Genomic DNA, 20,991 nt, shown 5'->3' on the forward strand with positions numbered 1-20,991 from the left:
TCGCCGGGCGGCCTTATGCTGATGCGTCCTCGCAGCCATGTCCCGTCAGGAGCGCCATGTCGCCCAAGCAGATGATCGCGCAGCCGTGGGGCATCAGCGTCTCCGGTGCGGCGAGCGTGAAGCGGGCACCGGACCTGGTGCGCGTCAAGCTGCGGGTCTCCCGGGTGGAGCCGGAGCCGCAGGCCTCGTTCGAAGCCGTCGACAAGAAGGTCCGCGCGGTCCGGGAGGTGCTGCGTGGACACGGCGTGCCGGATTCCGCCGTGGACGGCTCACGCCTCGACCTGAAGAGTGCGTGGGAGTGGGGCGACGGCGAGCAGCGCTTCCTGGGCTACCGGTGCAGCGCCTCGTTCTCGGTCTCGACCACGAACCTCGACTCGGTGCAGATGCTGCTCGTCGACCTGGTGCGCGCCGGCGCCTCCGAGATCGACTCGGTGGAGTTCGACGTCAGCGCGAAGAAGCAGCTGCGCGACGAGGCCAGGGCACAGGCGGTCGAGGCGGCACGGGCGAAGGCGGCAGCGTACGCGGCCTCCGCGGGTGTCCAGGTCGGCCCGCTCCTGCACCTGGAAGACGTGGACCTGGACGCGCCCGAGCTGGAGCGCGGCGGCAGCGTGGGTTTCGACGCTGCTGAAGGATCGCTCGCGCCCGGCCACGTGGTCGTGTCGGCTGCGGTGATCATGGGCTTCGCCATAGCGTGATCACGCCCGCGAGCGGTCAGCGGTCCCCGGCTGACGCGGCGTCGAACCAGGCGGCGAGAGTGAGGAATTCGTCGCCCCAGCCGCTGGACAGGGCCACCTCCTGAATGGGGCCGGTCGGGGCGAACAGCACCGACAGCGCGAACGGCACCCGGCCCTCGGCCTGGACTCGGGCGATCAGGTCGTCGATCTCGGCCAGCGCGGCATCGGCGTCCACGAAGGACGACCACGAGAAGTCGTTGTCCGGCTGCGCCAACCAGGCCCGCACCTCACCCAGCACGATCACCAGCGCTGCGACGTCGACTCCCATCCGCCGAGTGTGCCCGCCCCGTCAAGGTCGTTCGACTTGCCCGGCACATGTGGGTATGGCGGGTCAAGATACGCCCATGTGCCGGGCAACTCCGTCGATCATGGTGCGGCGTCGGCCGGGGTGGTGTCGGACCGCGACTTTAAGATGGTCGGCGAGGAGGCCGTCATGATCCGCGAGATCGCCGAGCAGGTCGGCGGGGACATCGCGGTCGGCGGGGCGGCGCTCGGAGCGGTGTTCCTCGAACTCGACCTGGTCGACGGGCTGAGGCTCTACGTGCACCCGGTCGTCCTGGGCCGCGGCCGCCCGCTGTTCCAGCCGTCGGACCGGCGGCACGACCTGCGCCTCCAGCGCACCCGCTCCTTCGGCAACGGCGTCGTCCTGCTGCACTACGAGCGCCGCGACGGGTGACGGGCGGCGCCCCGACGAGGCGCCGCCCGCCGCGGTCAGCAGTACAGGTTGGCACCGGCGGTGGTGCCGAGGATCTGGACGAACTGCTGGTACTTGGTTACCCGGCTCTGGACCTGGGCCGGGTTGCCGCCGTTGCACTCGATGGACCCGTTGATGCTGCGGATCGTCTGACCGAAGCCCGCGCCGTTGACCATGGCGTTGTGCGCGGTCATCGTGCCGGGGCCGTTCTGGGTCATCCAGTACCACAGCCCGGTGCGCCAGGCGACCGACGCGTCCTGCTGCACCAGCCACGGGTTGGTCAGCAGCGGCAGGCCGAGCGCGTCACCGGCGGCCTTGTAGTTGAAGTTCCAGCTCAGCTGGATCGGGCCACGGCCGTAGTAGGCGGCCTGCCCGGCCGGGCAGCCGTAGGGCTGGCCGGCGTCGCAGTAGTGCGGGTAGTTGGCCGTGTTCTGCTCGACGATGTGGACCAGCCCGCCGGTCTCGTGGCTGACGTTGGCCAGGAACGCGGCGGCCTCCTGGCGGCGGACGGTGTCGCTGCCGGTGGTGGCGAAGGACGGGAAGGCGCTCAGCGCGGCGATCAGGCCCTGATAGGTGTAGAAGGAGTTGCGGCCCGGGAACATCTGGTTGAAGGCCGCCTCGGAGACGACGAAGCCGCCCGGGTTGGTCGGCGGGGTCGACGGAGGCGTGCCGCTGCAGGTGTACGGGTCCCAGTACCAGGTGCTGATCGTCGGGTCGTAGCCCGGGTTGTCGTGCTCAGCGATGTAGTACAGCCCGTTGGTGTAGCGCACGATGCTGCCGGTGGTGTACCAGGTGCCCGCTGCCCAGTTGGGGTGGTTGCAGGTGCCGCCGGGCGGGGGTGTGGTGCCGCCGGTGCAGGTGCCCTGGTCGGACCAGACCTCGGCGACGCCGGGCGTCTCGTTCTGGGTCCACCAGCGGGCCAGCCAGTTGCGGCCGTTGTGGGAGGCGGTCATGCCTCCGGTGTAGACGGCCGACGACTGCCACGCGGCCACGCAGTTCGCGGCGGACGCGGACGACGAGGGCAGGATGACGGCGAGCGCGGCGACGACCGCCAGCACTCCGGCCAGCGCCAGGGAACGTTGTCGTGACATGGGGACTCCTCTCCGCGGCGCAGCGCCGGCGGCTCGTGAGGGACCTGGGGGCGAGCGCTCGCGACGAAGAGTATCAATAAAGAAAGCTTCCTAACAGTCATATGCCGTGCCGTTCTGTCCTGGTCGAAACGGGTCCGGCCGGGCGCGATCCGCGAAACCGCCCAAAAACGGCGAAATCGCAGCTACCGTCCATACGGAATGCCGGATCGGGCGGACAGGGAGCACCAGGATGACGCAGATCCCCGGATACACCTACGGCACCGCCGAGGCGGCCCGGTCGCCGGTGACCCTCGACGAGCTGACGCGGCTCAAGGAGAGCGTGCTGTTCGGACCCACCGACGAGGCCGCCCTGCGCCAGGCGGGCGAGGTGCTCGCCGACCAGGTCGAAGACGTGCTCGACGTCTGGTACGGCTTCGTGCTGGCGCACCCGTTCCTGGTGGCCTACTTCTCCACCCCGGACGGGCAGCTCATCGACGACTACCAGCGGCGGGTGCGGGCTCGGTTCGGGCAGTGGATCCTCGACACCTGCAACCGGCCGTACGACCAGGCGTGGCTGGACTACGCCGAGGAGATCGGGCTGCGGCACACCGCCGCGAAGAAGAACACCACCGACGACGCGACGTCCGTGCCACTGATCAACATGCGTTACCTGATCGCCTTCATCGTGCCGATCACCGCGACCATGCGGCCGTTCCTGGCCCGCAAGGGCCACACTCCGGACGAGGTCGAGGCGATGCACCAGGCCTGGTTCAAGGCGGTCACCTTGCAGGCGGCGCTGTGGTGCCGGCCGTACATCGCGGGCGAGGGCTGGTGATAAACGGAGTGCTGCGAACAGGCCCGTGCGGGAGGGTGGTGGTGTGCTGCCGGTTCTCGCTGCTCTCGCCGTCGATCCCGCGCCGCTGACACGTCGGTTGACCGTCGCGGGCACCCGGTTCACCTTCCGGGCACTGCACGCGCAGGACACGGTGGGCCGAACCGGCCGTCGACATGCTCCTCGACCTACCCTGACGCGACCCCTGCGGGACCTGCCCACGTCGGCTGAGGCGGACGGTCGTCGCCGCGGTGCGGCTCAGGCCGGTCGTGGCGTGCTCAGGGCGCGGACCTGCTCGGCCGCGGTGGCGCCCAGGTCGTCACGGATCGCCGCGGCCTGCTCGAAGGCCCGCTCGGCCGCGTCGAGGTCGCCCGCGGTCCGGTGCGCCTGGCCCAGATGGATGAGGATCACCGCCTCCAGCCCCCGGTTGCCCACCGTCCGGTAGATCGCCAGGGCGCGCTGGAAGCCGTCGATCGCCTCGGCGACCAGTCCGCTGTGGTGCAGCGCATGGCCGAGCGAGTCCCAGGCGTCGGCCTCGCTGTTCACGTCGCCCAGCGACTGGCAGACGGCGATCGCCTCCCGGCACGGCTCGATCGCCAGCCGGTGCTCGCCCAGTTGCGTGTACGCCCAGCCGATGTTGTTCAGGGCTCGTGCCTGCCCGAGCTCGTACCCGGCCCGGCGGTACAGGTCGAGCGCCAGCCGGCTGTGGTCGAGCGCCGCCTCGTGCTCGCGCTGCCGGTCGTGCAGCGCGCCGATGTTCAGGTGGATCGCGCCCTGCCCGACCACGTCGCCCAGCTCCCGGTAGATCCGCAGGGCATCGTGGTAGTGCGCCATCGCCTCGTCCGCGCGGCCGGCGGCGTTCAGGCCGCGCCCGACGCCGCGGTGGGTGCGAGCCTGCACGACCCGGTCACCCAGCCGGTACGCCGCGGCCAGGGCGAAATCCTGCGCCTCGCGCCAGTCGTAGTGGTGGCCCTGCCAGTTCAGGTAGGACACCAGGCTCCACGACAGCTGCCAGGTGTGGGTGTCGAAGCCCTCGGCGTGGGCCAGCCGCACCGCGGCCAGTACCGCGTGGTGCTCGGCGTGCAGCCAGGCGACCGCCGTGTCGCGCTCGGTGAACGTGCGCGCGGTGACGCCGTCGGCGGGCCGGTCCAGCGCGACCGCCTCCCGGGCGGGATCGACCAGGACCGCCGCGGCGACGGCGCTGTGCAGGTAGAAGTCGAGCAGCCGCCGCAGTGTCGGCGTGCGCTCGGGCCCGTCGTGGTGCTCGGCCAGCTCGACGGCGAACGCGCGGAGCAGATCGTGCAGGGTGTACCGGCCGGGGTGCGGCACGGCGACGAGGCTGGCCCGGTCGAGCTCGCGCAGCAGTGGACGGACCTGTTCCACCGGGGCTCCGACCAGGGCGGCGGCCGCGTCGTCGCCGATGTCGGGACCGGGGTGCAGGCCGAGCCGCCGCAGCAGCCGCGCCGCCGGGTCGCTGAGGGCACGATAGGACCACGACAGCACCGAGCGGATGTCGGACGCCGCGTCCTCACCGGTGAACGGGGCCAGGCCGTCGCCGCTGGCACGCAGCTGCGCCGCGACCGTGCCGAGCGGCGTACGCGGGTCCTCGGCGGCCCGCGCCGCGGCGATGGACAGCGCCAGCGGCAGGTGGGCGCACCGCGCGACGATGTCGTCGGCCGCACCGGGGGCGTCGGCGATCCGGGCCGGTCCGATGCGGTTGGCGAGCAGCTGCCTGGCCTCGTCGGCGTCGAGCAGGCCGAGGGCGAGGGTTGCCGCGCCGTCGGTGACCGCGAGCCCGGACAGCCGGTTGCGGCTGGTGATCAGGGCCAGCGAACCGGCGGAGGCGGGCAGCAGCGGGCGGACCTGTTCGGCGTCGGCGGCGTTGTCGAGCACCACCAGCATGCGCCGCCCCGCCATCAGGCTGCGGTACAGGCCGACCTGCGCGTCGTGGCTGTTGGGAAGTTCCCGGGCGGGCACCGACAGGCCCTGCAGCAGCTCGCGTACGGCCACCTCGGCGGGCAGTGCCGGCTGCCGCGGGTCGAAGCCGCGCAGGTTGAGGAACAGCTGGCCGTCGGGGAAGCGCCCGGTGACCCCGTGCGCCCAGTGCACGGCCAGTGCGGTCTTGCCGACCCCGGCGGTGCCGGACACGACCACGCTGCGCGGCCCGGACGCGTCGAGCAGGTGGTCGAGGTGTGCCAGGTCGAGCGCGCGTCCGGCGAACCCCGGCACCGGTGCGGGAAGCTGCGCCGGCACGACGTGCCCGGCCGGCGTGGCCGCGGCGGCGACCGCGGACGGCGGCGACGGGTCCAGCGCCGAGTCGCGGCGCAGGATGGCAGCCTCCAGGTCGGTGACCTCACGACCGGGGTCGAGGCCGTGCTCGTCGCGCAGCAGCCGGCGCAGGTCGCGGGCCGTGCCGAGCGCGTCGGCCTGCCGCCCGGCCCGGTACAGGGCGAGCATGAGGCGGCTGACCAGCCGCTCCCGGATGGGGTGGGCGGCGGTCCAGGTGAGCAGCTCGGGGACGAGGTCGGTGTGCCGGCCCAGGGCCAGCTCGACATCGGCGAGCAGCTCGTACGCCAGCGCCTGCTGCTCGTCGAGGTGGGCGCGGGCCGGTTCGGCGTACGCTGCGGTGATGTCGGCCAGCGCGGGTCCGCGCCACAGCTTCAGCGCCTCGCGGGCGTGCCGGGCCGCGCCGGGGAGGTCCGCGCTGTCGGCGGCCGTGCGAGCGGCGGCGACGCCCGCGCTGAACAGGTCGCGGTCGAGCTGCCCCGGGGCCAGTTCGATCAGGTAGCCGGGGGCGCGGCTGATCAGGCAGGTGTCCAGCCCGGCCGGGCGCAGGCCGGCGCGCAGCGCGGAGATCGCCGCGTACACCTGCGCGGGCGCGGTGGACGGCACGGCTCCGCCCCACAGCGCGTCCACGATCTGCTCGGTGGACTGCAGCCGCCCGGCGTGCAGCAGCAGGTAGCCGAGCACGGCCCGGTTGCGCGGCCGGGCGATCGGCACGGTCCCGGACGGCGCGGTGACCGACACCGGCCCGAGGATGCCGAACACCGCCACGTCGTGCCCCGCCCTTCGCGCATAGGAAACGGATAGGTCCTGTAGCAGAGACTGTTCCGTGGCAAGACGATCTCACGACGCGCTGGTCGCGTCGTGGGGCAGGTGCCCGAACGGGACGCCCGGGAAGGTAACGGGGGTGGTCGTCGCGCGGTCCGGGGGCGGACCGTCGTCGATGACCATACGGGCGTCTGACGTGGAGGTCTGTCGCTGACGGTGTGGGCGGGTCCGCGGATCCGCCCGCACCGCGCGGCCGCCACGCCCCGGGGCCTGGTCCTGATGAGCCTGCCGCCGTCAGCGCCCGGCCCGCGCCATCACGCCGAGCGGGTTGGCCAGCAGCTCGGTGAAAGCCAGTTCGGCCGCGCCGAGCAGGGTGGTGTCGTCGCCGAGCCCAGCGGTGGCCAGTCGCACCCGCTCGCGTGACACGGGCAGCACGTGGCGCTCGATCCGGCTGCGGATCTGCGGCTCGGCGCCGAGGTACACGTCGCGCATGATGCCCCCGAAGATCACCATGCCCGGGTTGAACAGGTTGATCAGGTTCGCGACGCCGATGCCGAGCCAGTCGCCGACGTGCCGCACCGCCGCCTGAGCCGCCGGGTCGCCGCGCTCGGCGTCCGCCACCACCGCGCGCACCGCCTCGCGTCCGATCAGGTCGGCCGGCCGTCCGGCCTCGTCGAGCAGGGCCCGCTCGCCGACCTCGGCCTCCAGACAGCCACGCGCGCCGCACGAGCACGGCCGCCCGTCATGCGGATTGACCAGCATGTGGCCGACTTCGCACCCGTACCCGGCTTCGCCGTCGAGGACCTCGCCGCCGACGATGATGCCGCCGCCGACCCCGACGTCACCGTGCAGGTAGACCAGGTTCTGCACGCCGACCCCGGCGCCGCGCTCGTGCTCGGCAAGTGCGCCCAGGTGAGCCTCGTTGCCGACGGCCACGGGCAGGCCCAGGCCCAGCTGCTCGCCGAGTTCGGTGCCGAAGGCCTGGTCGACCCAGCCCAGGTAGGGGCCGTAGCGGACCATGCCGTCGCCGGGGCGGATCATCCCGCAGTACGACGCGCCGACGCCGACGCAGACCGCCCCCGGCGGTGCGGCCTCGTGCAGCTCCCGGCCGAACCTGGCCAGCACGCTCACCACGGCATCGAGGTCGGGGCCGGAGCGCGAGCGGGGTGCGACCCGGCGTTGCTGGACTGTTCCGCCCAGCGACACCCGCGCCGCGACCAGCCGGTCCACCGCGACATCGAAGGCCAGCACGTACACCTGCTGCGCGGCGGGGGTGACGACCAGCGACGGGCGGCCCGAGCGGCCCTCGCCCGCGGGGCGGCGCTCGTGCACCAAGCCGGCGGCGGCCAGCTTCGTGGTCAGCCCCATGATCGTGCTGCGGTTGAGGTTCATCCGCTCGGCCAGCACCGCGCGTGACAGCGGCCCGTCGCGGTGCACGTGCCGCAGGAGCGCGCCGAGGTTCGGCTGCGAAGCCTCCTCGGGAGCGAGGTCGGCCCGCAGCGTCGCAGGACTGGTCGGCATCGGTGAGCACCTTGCGGCTGGTGACGTTGAAGGATCAACGATACGGGACGGAACCTGCCGCAGCCCAGCCTCCGCCACCGGACCATTGACATTCCCATCGATAGCCGTAAAACTCACGCATTGACGAGATTGTTTGCGTGGACGGCGTCACGCGAGCCCCTACCTGATCGAAGGGACCGCTCATGCGCCGTTTCCTGCGCAGGCTGCCGGCGTTCGCCGCCGTGCTCGCCGCCTGCTGCGGTCTGACCCTGCTCACGTCCGCCCCGGCCTACGCCGAGACCAACGGCGGCGTACGCGTCATGCCGCTGGGCGACTCCATCACCGACGGGTTCAACGTGCCCGGCGGCTACCGCATCAACCTCTGGCAGCGCATGGCGGCCGCCGGGCAGACCGTCGACCTGGTCGGCTCCGGCTTCAACGGCCCCGCCGCCCTCGGCGACCACGACCACGAGGGCCACTCCGGCTGGCGCATCGACCAGCTCGACGCCAACATCGTCAACTGGATGCGCGCGTACGCGCCGCGCACCGTCCTGCTGCACATCGGCACCAACGACATCGGCCAGAACTACGACGTCGCCAACGCCCCGGCCCGGCTGTCGGCCCTCATCGACAGGATCCGGCTGCTCGGGCCGCAGACCGAGATCTTCGTCGCACAGGTCATCCCGCGTAGCAACGCCACCGAGGAGGCGCGCTCGCTGACGTTCAACGCCGCGATCCCCGGCATCGTCGCGCAGAAGGGTCCGCGTACCCACCTGGTGGACATGCACGCCGCGCTCACCCTGGCCGACCTGGCCGACGGGCTGCACCCCAACCAGACCGGCTACGACAAGATGGCCGCGAAGTGGCACGCCGCGCTGCAGTCCGTGCCCGGCAGCCTCGCCCCCGTCGCCGTGCCGCCGGTCGGCTCGGCCGCGCTGCTGTCCAACCCGCTGTCCAACCGCTGCCTCGACGACTCCGGCACCGGCACCGCCGGCCCCGGCTCGCAGGTGCACCTGTGGGATTGCCACGGCGCCGCCAACCAGCTCTGGACCCGCACCGCGGCGGGTGAGCTGCGCGTCTACGGCGACCGGTGCCTGGACGTGAACGGCAACGGCACCGCCGACGGCACGAAGATCCAGGTCTGGCCCTGCAACGGCACCGCCGCACAGCGCTTCACGTTCAACGCGAACGGCACCATCGTCGGCGCGGGTTCGGGCAAGTGCGTCGACGCCCGCTCCAGCGGCACCGCCAACGGCACCATCGTGCACCTGTGGACCTGTAACGGCACCGGCGCGCAGCGCTGGTTCACCCGGTGACCCGGGGCGAGGGTGGGCGCGAGCCCACCCTCGCCCTCAGACCGCCGCCTTCAGCCCGGCCAGCACGAAGTCCGCCAGTTCGCGGGCGATCACCTCGGGCGGCTTGGGGCCGTCCGGGCGGAACCAGGTGTGCAGCGAGTTCGTCACCCCGAAGATCGACCAGGAGACCACCTCCGGGGACGCCGCCGGGCTGAACACCCCGTCCTGCTGCGCCTGCCGGATCAGGCCCCGCACCGCCTCCTGGTAGCGCCGCCAGTCGGCCTGCAGCCGCTGGGTCCGCCCGCTGTCCATGGTGGCCAGCTCGCGTGAGACCGCCGCCGACTCCCGCCGCATCGCGGCCGTGCCCACCACGATGTCGTCGATGATCGCCCGCAGCGTCCACTCCGGATCACGGCCCTGCGCCAGGATCGTGTCCAGTGCCGCGAGCCGCTCGCTGAACACCGCCCGGTACATCTCGACGAGCAGGTCCTCCTTGGCGCCGAAGTAGTGGTACAGGCCGCCCTTGGTGACTCCGGCGCGGTCGACGACCTGCTGCACCGAGGTCGCGTCGTAGCCCTGCTCGGCGAACAGGTCGCAGGCCGCGGCCAGGATGCGCGTGCGCACCCCGGCCCCGCCGTCGGCTTTAGAACGCCCCATCCGGGATCTCCATCAGCGCGTTGTCGGTCGCCTCCAGCACCCGCCGGCGCGCGGACAGCTCCGGCAGCACGGTACGCGCGAAGAACCGCGCCACCGCGAGCTTGCCCTGGTAGAAGCCCACGTCGTCGCCGGTCGCGCCGTCCAGGGCGGCCAGCGCGACCGCGGCCTGCCGGACCAGCAGCCAGCCGATCACCAGGTCGCCGACGCTCATCAGCAGTCGCGTGGTGTTCTGGCCGACCTTGTAGACCTCGGTGACGTCGTCGCCGGCGGCCTGCTGCCAGCCGAACATGGTCGCCACCATGCCGCGCACGTCGGCGATCGCCTCGCGCAGCGACTCGCATTCGAGCTTCAGCTCGTCGGTGGACTCGTTGGCGTCGAGGAACTGCTCCATCTCGCCGACGAGCAGGTCGAGCGCGACGGAACGGTCCCGCACGATCTTGCGGAAGAAGAAGTCCTGGCCCTGGATCGCGGTGGTGCCCTCGTACAGGGTGTCGATCTTCGTGTCCCGGATGTACTGCTCCATCGGGTAGTCCTGCAGGTAACCCGAGCCGCCGAGGGTCTGCAGCGACAGCGCCAGCATCTCGTAGGAGCGCTCCGAGCCGACGCCCTTCACGATCGGCAGCAGCAGGTCGTTGACGTTCGCGCCCTGCGCGTGGTCGCGGTCCAGCCAGCCGGCGGTGTACAGGTAGGTGGCGCGTAGGCCCTCGGCGTACGCCTTCTGCAGCATCAGGATGCGCCGCACGTCGGGGTGCCGGTCGATGGTGACCCGCGGTGCGGTCTTGTCCGCCGCGCGGGTCAGGTCCGGGCCCTGCACCCGCTGGCGGGCGTAGTCGAGGGCGTTGAGGTAGCCGGTCGACAGGGTCGCGATCGCCTTCACGCCGACCTGCATCCGCGCCGATTCGATCACCTTGAACATCTGCGCGATGCCGTCGTGCACCTCGCCGACCAGCCAGCCCTGCGCGGGAGTCCCGTGCTGGCCGAAGGTCAGCTCGCAGGTGCTGGAGACCTTCAGGCCCATCTTCTTCTCGACGTTGGTGGCGTACACGCCGTTGCGCTCGCCCAGCTCGCCGGAGGAGTGGTCGAAGTGGAACTTCGGCACCAGGAACATCGACAGGCCCTTGGTGCCCGGCCCGCCCGCGCCGGGCGTGTCCACCGGCCGGGCCAGCACGAAGTGCATGATGTTCTCGCTCAGGTCGTGCTCGCCCGAGGTGATGAACCGCTTGACGCCTTCGAGATGCCAGGAGCCGTCGGCCTGCGGCACGGCCCGGGTGCGGCCCGCACCGACGTCGGAGCCCGCGTCGGGCTCGGTCAGCACCATGGTCGCGCCCCACTGGCGCTCGATCATGATCTCGGCGATGCGCTGCTGCTCGGGCGTGCCCATGCGGTGCAGCAGGCCGCCGAAGCCGGGGCCGCCGCCGTACATGTACACCGGCGCCTGCGCGCCCTGGACCAGCTCGATCAGCGCCCACCACAGGGCGCGCGGCGCGACGACGCCACCGGCCTCGGCGGGCATGTCCAGCCGCCACCACTCGGCGTCCATCCACGCCCGGTACGAGCGGCGGAAGCCGTCCGGCATCGTCACCGAGTGGGTCTGCGGGTCGTAGACGGGCGGGTGACGGTCCACGTCGGCGTACGACGCCGCGATCGGCCCGACCGACAGCCGCTCCACCTCGGCGAGCATGTGCTCGACGGTGTCGGCGTCCAGCTCGGCGAAGCGTCCCGTGCCCAGCTTCTCGCCGAGGGCGAACACCTCGAACAGGTTGAACCGCAGGTCACGAAGGTTGCTCCGGTAGTGGCTCATGCCCACCCTCTCGCCGTGGCGGACCAGCCGCCGTCCAGGCTGCCCATCCAAACGCGCCCGGCTCGCCCCGTCAATACCGACCGGTTGGTATGTAGCTTCTCACCAACCCTACCGACCGGTCGGTCGGATCGCTATGGTGTGCGCACATCGACTGCAACATCACGGACTGACAAGGGGCGAAGCTGTGCGCACAGGTCTGGAAGGTCGTACCGCGCTGGTCACCGGCGCCTCCCGCGGCATCGGCAAGGCCACCGCGGCCGCCCTGGCCGCCGAGGGCTGCAACGTCGTGCTGACTTCCCGGCGGCAGGACGCGCTGGACGCGGTCGCCGAGGAGTTCCGCGCGGCGTACCCGAAGGTCGGCTTCCTGGCCAAGGCCGCGCACGTGGGGGAGAAGGACCAGGCCGACGCCTGCGTCGCCGCCGCCGTCGCCGAGTTCGGCTCCGTCGACGTGCTCGTCAACAACGCCGGCACCAACCCGTACTTCGGCCCCATGGTCGATCTCGACGTCTCCCGCGCCGAGAAGACCGTGCAGGTCAACCAGCTGTCCATCGTGCTGTGGACGCAGGCCGTCTGGCACGCCTCGATGGCCGCCGACGGCGGCGCGATCGTCAACATCGCCTCCGTCGGCGGCCTGGCCACCGAGCTGGGCATCGGCTACTACAACGCGACCAAGGCCGCCGTCATCCACCTGACCCGGCAGTTCGCCGCCGAGCTGGCCCCGAAGGTCCGGGTCAACGGCATCGCGCCCGGCATCGTGCGCACCAAGCTCGCCCAGGCCCTGTGGGAGAACAACGAGGAGCTGATCAACCAGCACACCCCGCTCGGCCGCATCGGCGAACCCGAGGACATCGCCAGCGCCGTGGTCTTCCTGGCCGGCCAGACCTCCTCCTGGATGACCGGCCAGACTCTCGTCGTCGACGGCGGCTCCCTGATCCGCCACTCCTTCACCGCCTGACCGCCCACCGGCAGCCGCCGCGTCCACTTTCCAGGAAACTGCAGCAATCGGACTTCCAGTTCCTGCAGTTTCCTGGAAAGTGCAGCCGAGCGGGGCGGCCGGGCCGGGCTCCCGGTAGCGTGAGGGCATGGCGGCGCAGTGGTGGGTGCTGAACGCGGGTTACGTCGGTGATCGGGTGGCCAGCACGGTCGCATTGCTGCGGGACGGGGACACCATCGTGGTGGTCGACCCGGGCATGGTCGCGGACCGGCAGCGGATCCTCGGGCCGCTGGCCGAGCTGGGCGTCGACCCGGAGTCCGTCACCGATGTGATCTTCAGCCACCACCACCCGGACCACACGATCAACGCGGCCCTGTTCCGCAATGCCCGCTACCACGACCACTGGGCCTACTACGTGGACGATCAGTGGGTCAGCCGGGACGCCGAGGGCTACGCGCTGTCCGACGCCATCCGGCTCATCCGCACCCCCGGGCACACCGCCGAGGACATCACCACACTGGTCGACACCGCCGATGGGCTCGTCGCGTTCACCCACGTGTGGTGGCACGCCGACGGGCCGCCGGAAGACCCGGTCGCCGCCGACGGGGTCGCACTGGCCGCATCCCGCGCCCGGGTGCTCGCCCTGAACCCGGTCCTGATCGTGCCCGGACACGGCCCCGCGTTCACGCCGGACCCGACGACTCCGCGCTGACGCCGTACGGCCCGCCGGTCAAGATCCGTCGACTTGCCTGGCACCTGGGCGTATGCGCGTTCAAGATACGCACAGGTGCCAGGCAAGTCCGATGATCAGGCGGCGGGGTTGCGGTCCTGGTGGCGGTCGTGGTTGCGGGCCAGGCGCAGGCGGATCTGGGCGATGCTGCGGCCGTCGATCTCGGTGACCTCGGCGGTGAAGCCGGGAGCCCTGACCGTCTCACCGGTCTTGGTGGGGATGTGGCCGAGCTTGTCCAGCACCAGGCCAGCGACCGTGGTGTAGTCCATCTCGCCCAGCCGGTTCAGGTCGATGCCCAGGTCCGGCAGGTCGTGCAGCGGGAAGGAACCCGGTACCAGGAACACGTCGTCTGCCTCGCGCACCACCGAGACGATGTCGCGGTCGGTCTCGTCGTAGATCTCGCCGACGACCTCCTCGACGAGGTCCTCCATCGTGATGATGCCGTCGATCGAGCCGTGCTCGTCCACCACCAGGGCGAACTGCTCGCGCTGGTTGCGCAGTTGGCGCATGGCGTCCGACACCGACAGCGTCTCCGGCAGGAAGACCGCGGTGCGGGCGCGCTCGCCGACCGGGCCGCCGCCGCCGAGCAGGTCGCGCAGGTGCACCACGCCGACGACCGAGTCCAGGTCGCCGTCGCCGACCACCGGGGCGCGGCTGTGGCCAGTCTCGGCCAGCACGGCCAGGCCCTCCTCGGCGGACAGGTCCGCGGGCAGGGTGACGACTTCGCGGCGCGGGATCAGGATGTCGCGGATGTCACGCTCGCTGATCTCGAACGCCCCGGAGATGATCTCGCGCTGCTCGGCGGTGAAGCTGCGCTGCGCGACGACCAGGTCGCGGATCTCCTCGGCGGAGATCTCCTCCCGGCCGGCCCGCGGATCGACCCCGGCGATGCGCACGATCATGTCGGTGGCCTTGCCGAGCAGCCACACGAACGGCCGCGACGCGCTGGCCATCCAGTCCAGCGGCCGCGCGGCGACCAGCGCCCAGCCCTCGGCGCGCTGCATGGCGATGCGCTTGGGGGCCAGCTCGCCGAGCACCAGGGTGAGGAAGGTCAGGATCAGGGTGACGATGATGATGGCGACGGGCTCGGCCGCCGAACCCAGGAAGGCGAGCGCCGGCACCAGTGGCTTGGCCAGTGACGTCGCCGCGAAGGCCGAGGCCAGGAAGCCGGCCAGGGTGATGCCGATCTGGATGGTGGCGAGGAACCGGTTGGGGTCCCGGGACAGGCGCGCCAGCACCCTGCCGCCGGAGGAGGAGCGCTCAAGCCGCTGGATCTGCGACTCGCGCAGCGAGATGAGAGCCATCTCGCTGCCGGAAAGCGCTCCGTTGATCAACATCAGGACAAGCACCAGCAGAACCTGGGTGCCGTAGCCGCCCACGGGCGTTCACTCCTCGACATGTTCAAGACAGAACCCACACCGTAGCGGGTCTTCCTGAAGGTTCTGCACAGGGCGGCACGGACAAAGCTCCGTTCATGCTGCACAACGGCATGAACGGAGCCTTGTTCGTGAAATGCGTCAGTCCTGCTTGACCTCGGACTTGTCGCCCGACCACAGCGTGTGGAAGGTGCCCTCGGCGTCCACGCGCTTGTAGGTGTGCGCGCCGAACAGGTCCCGCAGGCCCTGGGTCAGCGCGGCGGGCAGCCGCTCGCGGCGCAGGCCGTCGTAGTAGGCCAGGGACGAGGAGAACACCGGGGCGGGGATGCCCAGCTGCGCGGCGGTGGCCACCACGCGGCGCCAGGCCGGCACGGCCGCCCCGATCGCCTCGGTGAACTCCGGCGCGAACAGCAGGTTCGCGGGCGGGTTCTCGCTGCGGTACGCCTCGGTGATGGTGCGCAGCAGCGCCGCCCGGATGATGCAGCCGCCCCGCCACAGCGACGCGATCGCCGCCAGGTCCAGCTCCCAGCCGTACTCCTTGGCCGCAGACACCAGCATGTCCAGGCCCTGGGCGTAGCTGACCAGCTTGGACGCGTACAGCGCCTGGCGCACGTCCTCGACGAACGTGTCCGGCAGGTCCACCTTGACCTCGTGCCCGGCCAGCAGCTTCTGCGCCGTCGGGCGCTGGGCCGACTGCGACGACAGCGCGCGGGCGAACACCGACTCGCCGATGCCGGTGACCGGCGAGCCCAGCTCCAGGGCCGCCATGACGGTCCAGCCGCCGGTGCCCTTCATGCCCGCGGCGTCGACGACGACGTCGATGAACGGCTTGCCGGTCTTGGCGTCGACGTGGCCGAGCACCTCGGCGGTGATCTCGATGAGGAAGGAGGACAGGTCGCCCTTGTTCCACTCGGCGAAGATCTTCGCCTGCTCGGCCGGCTCCAGGCCCGCGCCGGAGCGCAGCAGGTCGTACGCCTCGCCGATGACCTGCATGTCGGCGTACTCGATGCCGTTGTGGACCATCTTGACGAAGTGGCCGGCGCCGTCGGTGCCGATCCATGAGCAGCACGGTTCGCCGTCCACGTGCGCGGAGATCTTCTCCAGCATGGGCCCGAGCGACTCGTACGACTTCTTCGACCCGCCCGGCATGATCGACGGGCCCTTGAGTGCGCCCTCCTCGCCGCCGGACACGCCGACGCCGACGAAGTGCAGACCCTTCTCGGCCAGCGCGGCCTCGCGGCGGCGGGTGTCGGTGTAGTGGGAGTTGCCCGCGTCGATGATGATGTCGTCCTTGTCGAGCAGCGGCACCAGCTCGGCGATCACGTCGTCGACCGGCTTGCCGGCCTTGACCATGATCAGTACGCGGCGCGGCTTCTCCAGTGCGCCGACCAGCTCGGCCATCGTCTCGGTGGGGACGAAGTCGCCCTCGTCGCCGTGCTCGGCGATCAGCGCGTCGGTGCGGGCGCGGCTGCGGTTGTGCACCGCCACGGTGTAGCCGTTGCGGGCCAGGTTGCGGGCGAGGTTGGCGCCCATCACCGCCAGCCCGGTGACACCGATCTGTGCTGCCATGGTGTGACTCCTGGTCGTGAAAGCTCGATGTTTGCGGCCGCCCCGGTGCGTCCCTTCCACCTCATACCCCATCACGCCGGGCAGGGGTTCGCACGCCCGGGGCGGCGGTGTCCTAGTGATCGAGAAGCCGTGCCGCGGACTCCATCCTCTCCCGAAGACCCGGCCCGGCGAGCGGGTATGGCGCTCTCAGAGTCGGATGCGAGCGGCCACCGGCAGGTGGTCGCTGCCGGTGCGGGGCAGTGACCAGACCCGGGTGACCGTCGAGCCGCGGGCCAGCACGTGGTCGATGCGGGCCAGCGGCGCGGGCGCGGGCCAGCTGAACGCGAAGTCGGACCGGTCCGACGCCAGCTGCGAGGTGACCGGGTCGAGCCCGCGGTCGTCCAGGGTGCCGTTGAGGTCGCCCAGCAGCAGTACGTTCTCCTGCGGCTCGGCGGCCAGCGCCGCGCCGAGCTTTTCGGCGCTGCCGTCGCGCCGGGTCGAGCCGAAGCCGTGCTCCCAGCCCAGGCGCAGCGAGGGCAGGTGGGCGACGTACACCGCGACGTCGCCCTGCGGCAGCCGCACCGTGGCGCGCATGCCGCGGCTCCAGACGTCCACGATCGCGCGCGGCCGGATCTCGACCACCCGCACGTCGGACAGCGGGAACTTCGACCACAGCCCGACCGTGCCCTGCACCGCGGCGTGCGGGTAGGCGGGGGCCAGCGCGGCGGTGTAGGAGGCCATGGCCTGCTCGGTGACCTCCTCCAGGGCGATCAGGTCGGGCGACACCTGCAGCAGGCCCCGGACCGTGCCGGCGGGGTCGGGGTTCTCGTCGCTGACGTTGTGCTGCACCACGGTGAGGTCGTACGGCTCGTCGGCAGCCGGGGCGAGCACCCCGGCGAACAGGCCGAGCCAGGCGGCAACCGGCAGCGGCAGGGTGATCAGGGCGAGCGCCGAGCGGCGCAGCAGCGCGACGCCGAGCAGCGGTGGGACGGCCAGGCCCAGCCAGGGCAGGAACGACTCCAGCAGGCTGCCCAGGTGCCCGAGGGTGTTCGGCACGGCGGAGTGCAGCACCAGCAGGCCGGCGACGAGCACGGACAGCGCCGCCGTCACCAGGCCGGGAAAGCGATGCGCGCGCACCCGGGAGCCCTCCCGGGGGAAGGGCAGCCGTCGGTATGTCGTGACGCCCGTAGCCGGCGCCGTCATGGTGTCCACCAGGGTCAGTCTCGCAGGTGGGCGATGTGGCGCATCTTGTTGGTCGCGTCCAGCGCGGCCACCTTGTACGACTCGGCCAGCGTCGGGTAGTTGAACACCGCCTCGACCAGGTAGTCCACGGTGCCGCCGCAGCCCATCACGGACTGCCCGATGTGGAGCAGCTCGGTCGCGCCGCTGCCGAACACGTGCACGCCGAGCAGCTTGCGGTCCTCGGACGACACCAGGATCTTCAGCATGCCGTGCGAGTCGCCGATGATCTGGCCGCGCGCCAGCTCGCGGTAGCGGGACACGCCCACCTCGAACGGCACCCGCTGGTCGGTCAGCTCGTCCTCGGTGCGGCCCACGTAGCTGATCTCGGGGATGGTGTAGATGCCGATCGGCTGCAACTCCGACATCGGGCCCAGCGGCTGCCCGCAGGCGTGGTGCGCGGCCAGCCGGCCCTGCTCCATCGAGGTCGCGGCCAGCGCGGGGAAGCCGATGATGTCGCCGACGGCGTAGATGTGCGGCACCGCGGTGCGGAAGTGCTCGTCGACGGTGATGCGGCCGCGCTCGTCGGCGGACAGCCCGGCGGCCTCCAGCCCGAGCGAGTCGCCCATGCCCTGCCGCCCGGCCGAGTACATGACGGTGTCGGCGGCGATGGTCTTGCCGCTCTCCAACACCGCGATGGCGCCCTTGGGGTGCTTCTCGACGGCGGCGACGGCCTCGCTGAACCGGAACGTGACGGCCAGGTCCCGCAGGTGGTACTTCAGCGCCTCGACGACCTCCAGGTCGCAGAAGTCGAGCATGCGGCTGCGCCGCTCGACGACGGTGACCTTCGTGCCCAGCGCGGCGAACATCGAGGCGTACTCGATGCCGATGACTCCCGCGCCGACCACGACCATGGAGCGCGGCACGCGGTCGAGTTTGAGGATGCCGTCGGAGTCGATGATGGTCAGGTCGTCGAACTCGACGGTGGCGGGGCGGGCCGGGCGGCTGCCCGCGGCGATGACGATGTGGTCCGCGGTGATCGAGAAGTCGCGGCCGCGTTCGCCGGTGACGTGCACGGTGTGCGGGTCGGTGAACCGGGCCGTGCCGGCGTGCAGCCGTACGCCGTTGCGGGCGAGCTGGCCGCGCACCACGTCGACCTCGCGGCTGATGACGTGTTCGGTGCGGGCGGTCAGGTCCGAGACGGTGATGTCCTCCTTGAGCCGGTAGCTCTGGCCGTAGAGTTCGCGCTGGCTCAGGCCGGTGAGGTAGACCACGGCCTCACGCAGGGTCTTCGACGGGATGGTGCCGGTGTTGACGCTCACCCCGCCGATCATGTCTCCGCGTTCCACCATGGCGACCCGCCGGCCCAGCTTGGCGGCCGCGATGGCGGCCTTCTGCCCGCCGGGCCCGGATCCGATGACGAGGACGTCCACATCACGCATGCCGCATACCTTGGCACGTTCACGTTAACGGCGGGCACCCGCCGAACGGCGATCGTCGCGCCCGCGCCAGGGATCACCCGCCGACCAGGACATTGGTATGGTCGCCGCGTGCGCAGGAGTGTGTCGACGGTCGTGCTCGACCAGTTCCACCATCCGACGCAGGTGATCGTCGGGGGGTTCGCGGCCGCCGCGCTGGCCGGCACGGGCCTGCTGTCGCTGCCCATCGCCACGGAGTCCGGCAAGTCGGCCGACTTCCTGGATGCGCTGTTCACCGCGACCTCGGCGGTGTGCTTGACCGGCCTGGTCCTGGTGGACAGCGAGACGCACTGGTCGGTGGCCGGCGAGCTGATCATCATGGCGCTGATGCAGGCCGGCGGCCTGGGCATCATGACCATGGCGACGCTGTTCGCGGTCGCTCTGTCGGGCCGGATGGGGCTGCGGGCCCGGATGCTGGTGCAGGCGGAGACGAAGACGCTGCAGATGACCGACCTGCGTCGAGTCGTCCGCAACGTGGTGCTGCTCAGCATCGCCGCCGAGATGGTGCTGGCGGTGATCCTGACCGGCCGGTTCATGCTGGGGTACGGCGAGTCGTTCGTGCGCTCGGTCTACCTGGGCGTGTTCCACGCGATCTCGGCCTTCAACAACGCCGGGTTCGCGCTGTGGCCCGACAGCGTGGTCAGGTTCAACACCGATCCGTGGATCTGTGTGACCCTGGCGGTCGGTGTGATCGTCGGCGGGCTGGGCTTCCCGGTGCTGTTCGAGCTGCGCCACTCGTGGCGGCGGCCGAGCCGCTGGTCGGTGCTGACCCGGATGACGCTCATCCTGAGCGCGGTGCTGCTGGTCGGCGGCACCGTCCTGCTGCTGGCCACCGAGGGCCGCAACCCGCGCACGCTGGGCGACATGTCCGGCGCGGACCAGCTGCTCAACGCGTTCTTCGCCGCGGTGATGCCGCGCAGCGGCGGGTTCAACTCCATCGACATCGCGGCGATGTACCCGTCGAGCTGGCTGGCGTACGACGCGCTGATGTTCATCGGCGGCGGCAGCGCGGGCACCGCCGGCGGCATCAAGGTCACCACGTTCGGCCTGCTGGCGTACGTGATCTGGGCGGAGTTGCGCGGCGAGCCGTCGGTCAACGTGGGCCGGCGCCGCATCCCGGAGCAGCTGCACCGGCAGGCGCTCACCATCGCGCTGGTCGGCGTGGGCATCGTGGCGGGTTCGACGTACCTGCTGCTGGTGCTCAACCCGCACCCGCTGGACCAGGTGCTGTTCGAGGTCATCTCGGCGTTCGCGACCGTCGGGGTGTCCACGGGCATCACCGCCGAACTCAACGTGGCCAGCCACGCGCTGCTCGCGGTCCTGATGTTCGTGGGCCGTGTCGGCCCGCTGACCCTGGGCACGGCACTGGCGCTGCGCGCCAAGACCCGCCACTACGAGCTACCCGAGGAGCGTCCCCTTGTCGGCTGAGAACGGCAACGACCCGGTCGTCGTCATCGGACTGGGCAGGTTCGGCAGCTCGCTGGCTCTGGAGCTGATGCGCCGCGGAACCGAGGTGCTCGCCATCGACCATCGGCCCAAGGTCGTGCAGAGTCTCGCGGGCGAGCTGACCCACGTCGTGACCGCCGACGCCACCGACCTGGAGGCGCTGCGCCAGCTCGGCGTGGCCGAGTTCGGCCGGGCGGTGGTCGCCATCGGCTCCGACCTGGAGGCCAGCATCCTGGCGACGTCGCTGCTGGTGGAGCTGGAGGTGGCCGACATCTGGGCGAAGGCCGTCAGCCGCCAGCACGGCCGCATCCTGGAGCGCATCGGAGCCAAGCACATCGTGCTGCCCGAGCACGACATGGGCGAGCGGGTGGCGCACCTGGTGTCGGGCCGGATGCTCGACTACATGGAGATCGACTCGAACTTCGCGCTGGTCAAGACCCGGCCCCCGCACGAGTACGTGGGCGTCGCGCTGGGCGAGACCCGGCTGCGGCGCAAGCACGGGGTGACCATCGTCTGCGTGAAGACGCAGGGCAGCGAGTTCACCTACGCCGACGCGACGACCGTGTTGCAGTACGGCGACATCATCGTGGTCGCCGGGCCGGTGGACCGGGTGGAGCGCTTCGCCGAACTGCCCTGACCGCCCGAGGCGTTTTGATCATCCGGGGA

18 protein-coding genes are annotated in these 20,991 nt (G+C 71.4%); 8 read left to right on the forward strand and 10 right to left on the reverse strand.

The window, feature by feature from the left end; genetic code table 11:
* Nucleotides 1–56 precede the first annotated feature (56 nt).
* The gene (locus AB0B66_RS13225; RefSeq protein ID WP_360527723.1) at nucleotides 57–695 is read left to right on the forward strand and encodes an SIMPL domain-containing protein; all 639 of its coding nucleotides are present in this window, start codon (nucleotides 57–59) and stop codon (nucleotides 693–695) included.
* 16 nt (nucleotides 696–711) lie between these two features.
* Here AB0B66_RS13225 and AB0B66_RS13230 read toward each other — a convergent pair whose 3' ends face one another.
* Nucleotides 712–1,002 carry a hypothetical protein gene (locus AB0B66_RS13230; protein WP_360527726.1) on the reverse strand — a complete coding sequence of 97 codons (291 nt, stop codon included), beginning with the start codon at nucleotides 1,000–1,002 and terminating at the stop codon, nucleotides 712–714.
* Nucleotides 1,003–1,167: 165 nt separating this feature from the next.
* On the opposite strand from AB0B66_RS13230, the gene AB0B66_RS13235 reads away from it, so the two are divergent.
* Entirely contained in the window at nucleotides 1,168–1,410 is a 243-nt protein-coding gene (locus AB0B66_RS13235) for a dihydrofolate reductase family protein (RefSeq protein WP_360527729.1), read from the forward strand.
* Between the two features lie 35 nt (nucleotides 1,411–1,445).
* On the opposite strand, the gene AB0B66_RS13240 is transcribed toward AB0B66_RS13235, so the two are convergent.
* Nucleotides 1,446–2,519: a glycoside hydrolase family 19 protein gene (locus AB0B66_RS13240; protein WP_360527732.1), complete on the reverse strand. Its 1,074-nt coding sequence runs from the start codon at nucleotides 2,517–2,519 to the stop codon at nucleotides 1,446–1,448.
* Between the two features lie 229 nt (nucleotides 2,520–2,748).
* Between AB0B66_RS13240 and AB0B66_RS13245 the strand changes: the two genes are divergently transcribed.
* On the forward strand, nucleotides 2,749–3,333 hold the full coding sequence (locus AB0B66_RS13245; RefSeq protein ID WP_360527734.1) for a protoglobin domain-containing protein: 585 nt from the start codon (nucleotides 2,749–2,751) through the stop codon (nucleotides 3,331–3,333).
* 255 nt (nucleotides 3,334–3,588) lie between these two features.
* Here AB0B66_RS13245 and AB0B66_RS13250 read toward each other — a convergent pair whose 3' ends face one another.
* Together AB0B66_RS13250 and AB0B66_RS13255 are read right to left on the reverse strand one after the other, a co-directional pair.
* Nucleotides 3,589–6,384 (reverse strand): BTAD domain-containing putative transcriptional regulator, encoded by a 2,796-nt coding sequence (locus tag AB0B66_RS13250; RefSeq protein ID WP_360527737.1) that lies wholly within the window; start codon nucleotides 6,382–6,384, stop codon nucleotides 3,589–3,591.
* A 291-nt stretch (nucleotides 6,385–6,675) separates the two neighbouring features.
* Nucleotides 6,676–7,902: an ROK family transcriptional regulator gene (locus AB0B66_RS13255; RefSeq protein ID WP_360527740.1), complete on the reverse strand. Its 1,227-nt coding sequence runs from the start codon at nucleotides 7,900–7,902 to the stop codon at nucleotides 6,676–6,678.
* Between the two features lie 182 nt (nucleotides 7,903–8,084).
* Between AB0B66_RS13255 and AB0B66_RS13260 the strand changes: the two genes are divergently transcribed.
* Nucleotides 8,085–9,197, forward strand: a complete 1,113-nt coding sequence (locus tag AB0B66_RS13260) for a ricin-type beta-trefoil lectin domain protein (protein ID WP_360527743.1) — start codon at nucleotides 8,085–8,087, stop codon at nucleotides 9,195–9,197.
* A 36-nt stretch (nucleotides 9,198–9,233) separates the two neighbouring features.
* Here the strand turns inward: AB0B66_RS13260 and AB0B66_RS13265 are convergent, their stop codons facing one another.
* Together AB0B66_RS13265 and AB0B66_RS13270 are read right to left on the reverse strand one after the other, a co-directional pair.
* Nucleotides 9,234–9,833: a TetR/AcrR family transcriptional regulator gene (locus AB0B66_RS13265; protein WP_360527746.1), complete on the reverse strand. Its 600-nt coding sequence runs from the start codon at nucleotides 9,831–9,833 to the stop codon at nucleotides 9,234–9,236.
* On the reverse strand, nucleotides 9,820–11,634 hold the full coding sequence (locus tag AB0B66_RS13270) for an acyl-CoA dehydrogenase (RefSeq protein WP_360527749.1): 1,815 nt from the start codon (nucleotides 11,632–11,634) through the stop codon (nucleotides 9,820–9,822). Before AB0B66_RS13270 ends, AB0B66_RS13265 begins: the two co-directional genes overlap by 14 nt.
* 184 nt (nucleotides 11,635–11,818) lie before the next feature.
* On the opposite strand from AB0B66_RS13270, the gene AB0B66_RS13275 reads away from it, so the two are divergent.
* Nucleotides 11,819–12,589 (forward strand): SDR family oxidoreductase, encoded by a 771-nt coding sequence (locus AB0B66_RS13275; RefSeq protein WP_360527752.1) that lies wholly within the window; start codon nucleotides 11,819–11,821, stop codon nucleotides 12,587–12,589.
* Between the two features lie 127 nt (nucleotides 12,590–12,716).
* Nucleotides 12,717–13,280, forward strand: coding sequence for an MBL fold metallo-hydrolase (locus AB0B66_RS13280; protein ID WP_360527755.1), 564 nt, complete (start codon nucleotides 12,717–12,719; stop codon nucleotides 13,278–13,280).
* A 95-nt stretch (nucleotides 13,281–13,375) separates the two neighbouring features.
* Here the strand turns inward: AB0B66_RS13280 and AB0B66_RS13285 are convergent, their stop codons facing one another.
* The 4 genes from AB0B66_RS13285 to sthA form a co-directional block, all read right to left on the reverse strand.
* Nucleotides 13,376–14,677 (reverse strand): hemolysin family protein, encoded by a 1,302-nt coding sequence (locus AB0B66_RS13285; RefSeq protein ID WP_360527758.1) that lies wholly within the window; start codon nucleotides 14,675–14,677, stop codon nucleotides 13,376–13,378.
* A gap of 138 nt (nucleotides 14,678–14,815) precedes the next feature.
* Complete coding sequence (gene gndA / locus AB0B66_RS13290) at nucleotides 14,816–16,243, reverse strand: NADP-dependent phosphogluconate dehydrogenase (protein ID WP_360527761.1); 1,428 nt, start codon at nucleotides 16,241–16,243, stop codon at nucleotides 14,816–14,818.
* 186 nt (nucleotides 16,244–16,429) lie between these two features.
* Nucleotides 16,430–17,425 carry an endonuclease/exonuclease/phosphatase family protein gene (locus tag AB0B66_RS13295; protein WP_360528252.1) on the reverse strand — a complete coding sequence of 332 codons (996 nt, stop codon included), beginning with the start codon at nucleotides 17,423–17,425 and terminating at the stop codon, nucleotides 16,430–16,432.
* A 14-nt stretch (nucleotides 17,426–17,439) separates the two neighbouring features.
* Nucleotides 17,440–18,843 carry a Si-specific NAD(P)(+) transhydrogenase gene (sthA, locus tag AB0B66_RS13300; RefSeq protein ID WP_360527764.1) on the reverse strand — a complete coding sequence of 468 codons (1,404 nt, stop codon included), beginning with the start codon at nucleotides 18,841–18,843 and terminating at the stop codon, nucleotides 17,440–17,442.
* A gap of 108 nt (nucleotides 18,844–18,951) precedes the next feature.
* Between sthA and AB0B66_RS13305 the strand changes: the two genes are divergently transcribed.
* Nucleotides 18,952–20,307 carry a potassium transporter TrkG gene (locus AB0B66_RS13305; protein WP_360527767.1) on the forward strand — a complete coding sequence of 452 codons (1,356 nt, stop codon included), beginning with the start codon at nucleotides 18,952–18,954 and terminating at the stop codon, nucleotides 20,305–20,307.
* On the forward strand, nucleotides 20,297–20,962 hold the full coding sequence (locus tag AB0B66_RS13310; protein ID WP_360527770.1) for a TrkA family potassium uptake protein: 666 nt from the start codon (nucleotides 20,297–20,299) through the stop codon (nucleotides 20,960–20,962). The genes AB0B66_RS13305 and AB0B66_RS13310 overlap by 11 nt, the downstream gene beginning before the upstream one ends.
* The last annotated feature ends 29 nt before the right edge of the window (nucleotides 20,963–20,991 follow it).

It is taken from the genome of Catellatospora sp. NPDC049111 (assembly GCF_040648615.1).
GTDB lineage: Bacteria > Actinomycetota > Actinomycetes > Mycobacteriales > Micromonosporaceae > Catellatospora > Catellatospora aurea.

What these genes read in the sequence shown, in the direction of transcription:
- AB0B66_RS13225 (WP_360527723.1), top strand. Translation starts at nt 57, where the DNA reads ATGTCGCCCAAGCAGATGATCGCGCAGCCGTGGGGCATCAGCGTCTCC.
- AB0B66_RS13230 (WP_360527726.1), bottom strand. Translation starts at nt 1,002, where the DNA reads ATGGGAGTCGACGTCGCAGCGCTGGTGATCGTGCTGGGTGAGGTGCGG.
- AB0B66_RS13235 (WP_360527729.1), top strand. Translation starts at nt 1,168, where the DNA reads ATGATCCGCGAGATCGCCGAGCAGGTCGGCGGGGACATCGCGGTCGGC.
- AB0B66_RS13240 (WP_360527732.1), bottom strand. Translation starts at nt 2,519, where the DNA reads ATGTCACGACAACGTTCCCTGGCGCTGGCCGGAGTGCTGGCGGTCGTC.
- AB0B66_RS13245 (WP_360527734.1), top strand. Translation starts at nt 2,749, where the DNA reads ATGACGCAGATCCCCGGATACACCTACGGCACCGCCGAGGCGGCCCGG.
- AB0B66_RS13255 (WP_360527740.1), bottom strand. Translation starts at nt 7,902, where the DNA reads ATGCCGACCAGTCCTGCGACGCTGCGGGCCGACCTCGCTCCCGAGGAG.
- AB0B66_RS13260 (WP_360527743.1), top strand. Translation starts at nt 8,085, where the DNA reads ATGCGCCGTTTCCTGCGCAGGCTGCCGGCGTTCGCCGCCGTGCTCGCC.
- AB0B66_RS13265 (WP_360527746.1), bottom strand. Translation starts at nt 9,833, where the DNA reads ATGGGGCGTTCTAAAGCCGACGGCGGGGCCGGGGTGCGCACGCGCATC.
- AB0B66_RS13270 (WP_360527749.1), bottom strand. Translation starts at nt 11,634, where the DNA reads ATGAGCCACTACCGGAGCAACCTTCGTGACCTGCGGTTCAACCTGTTC.
- AB0B66_RS13280 (WP_360527755.1), top strand. Translation starts at nt 12,717, where the DNA reads ATGGCGGCGCAGTGGTGGGTGCTGAACGCGGGTTACGTCGGTGATCGG.
- gndA (WP_360527761.1), bottom strand. Translation starts at nt 16,243, where the DNA reads ATGGCAGCACAGATCGGTGTCACCGGGCTGGCGGTGATGGGCGCCAAC.
- AB0B66_RS13295 (WP_360528252.1), bottom strand. Translation starts at nt 17,425, where the DNA reads ATGACGGCGCCGGCTACGGGCGTCACGACATACCGACGGCTGCCCTTC.
- sthA (WP_360527764.1), bottom strand. Translation starts at nt 18,843, where the DNA reads ATGCGTGATGTGGACGTCCTCGTCATCGGATCCGGGCCCGGCGGGCAG.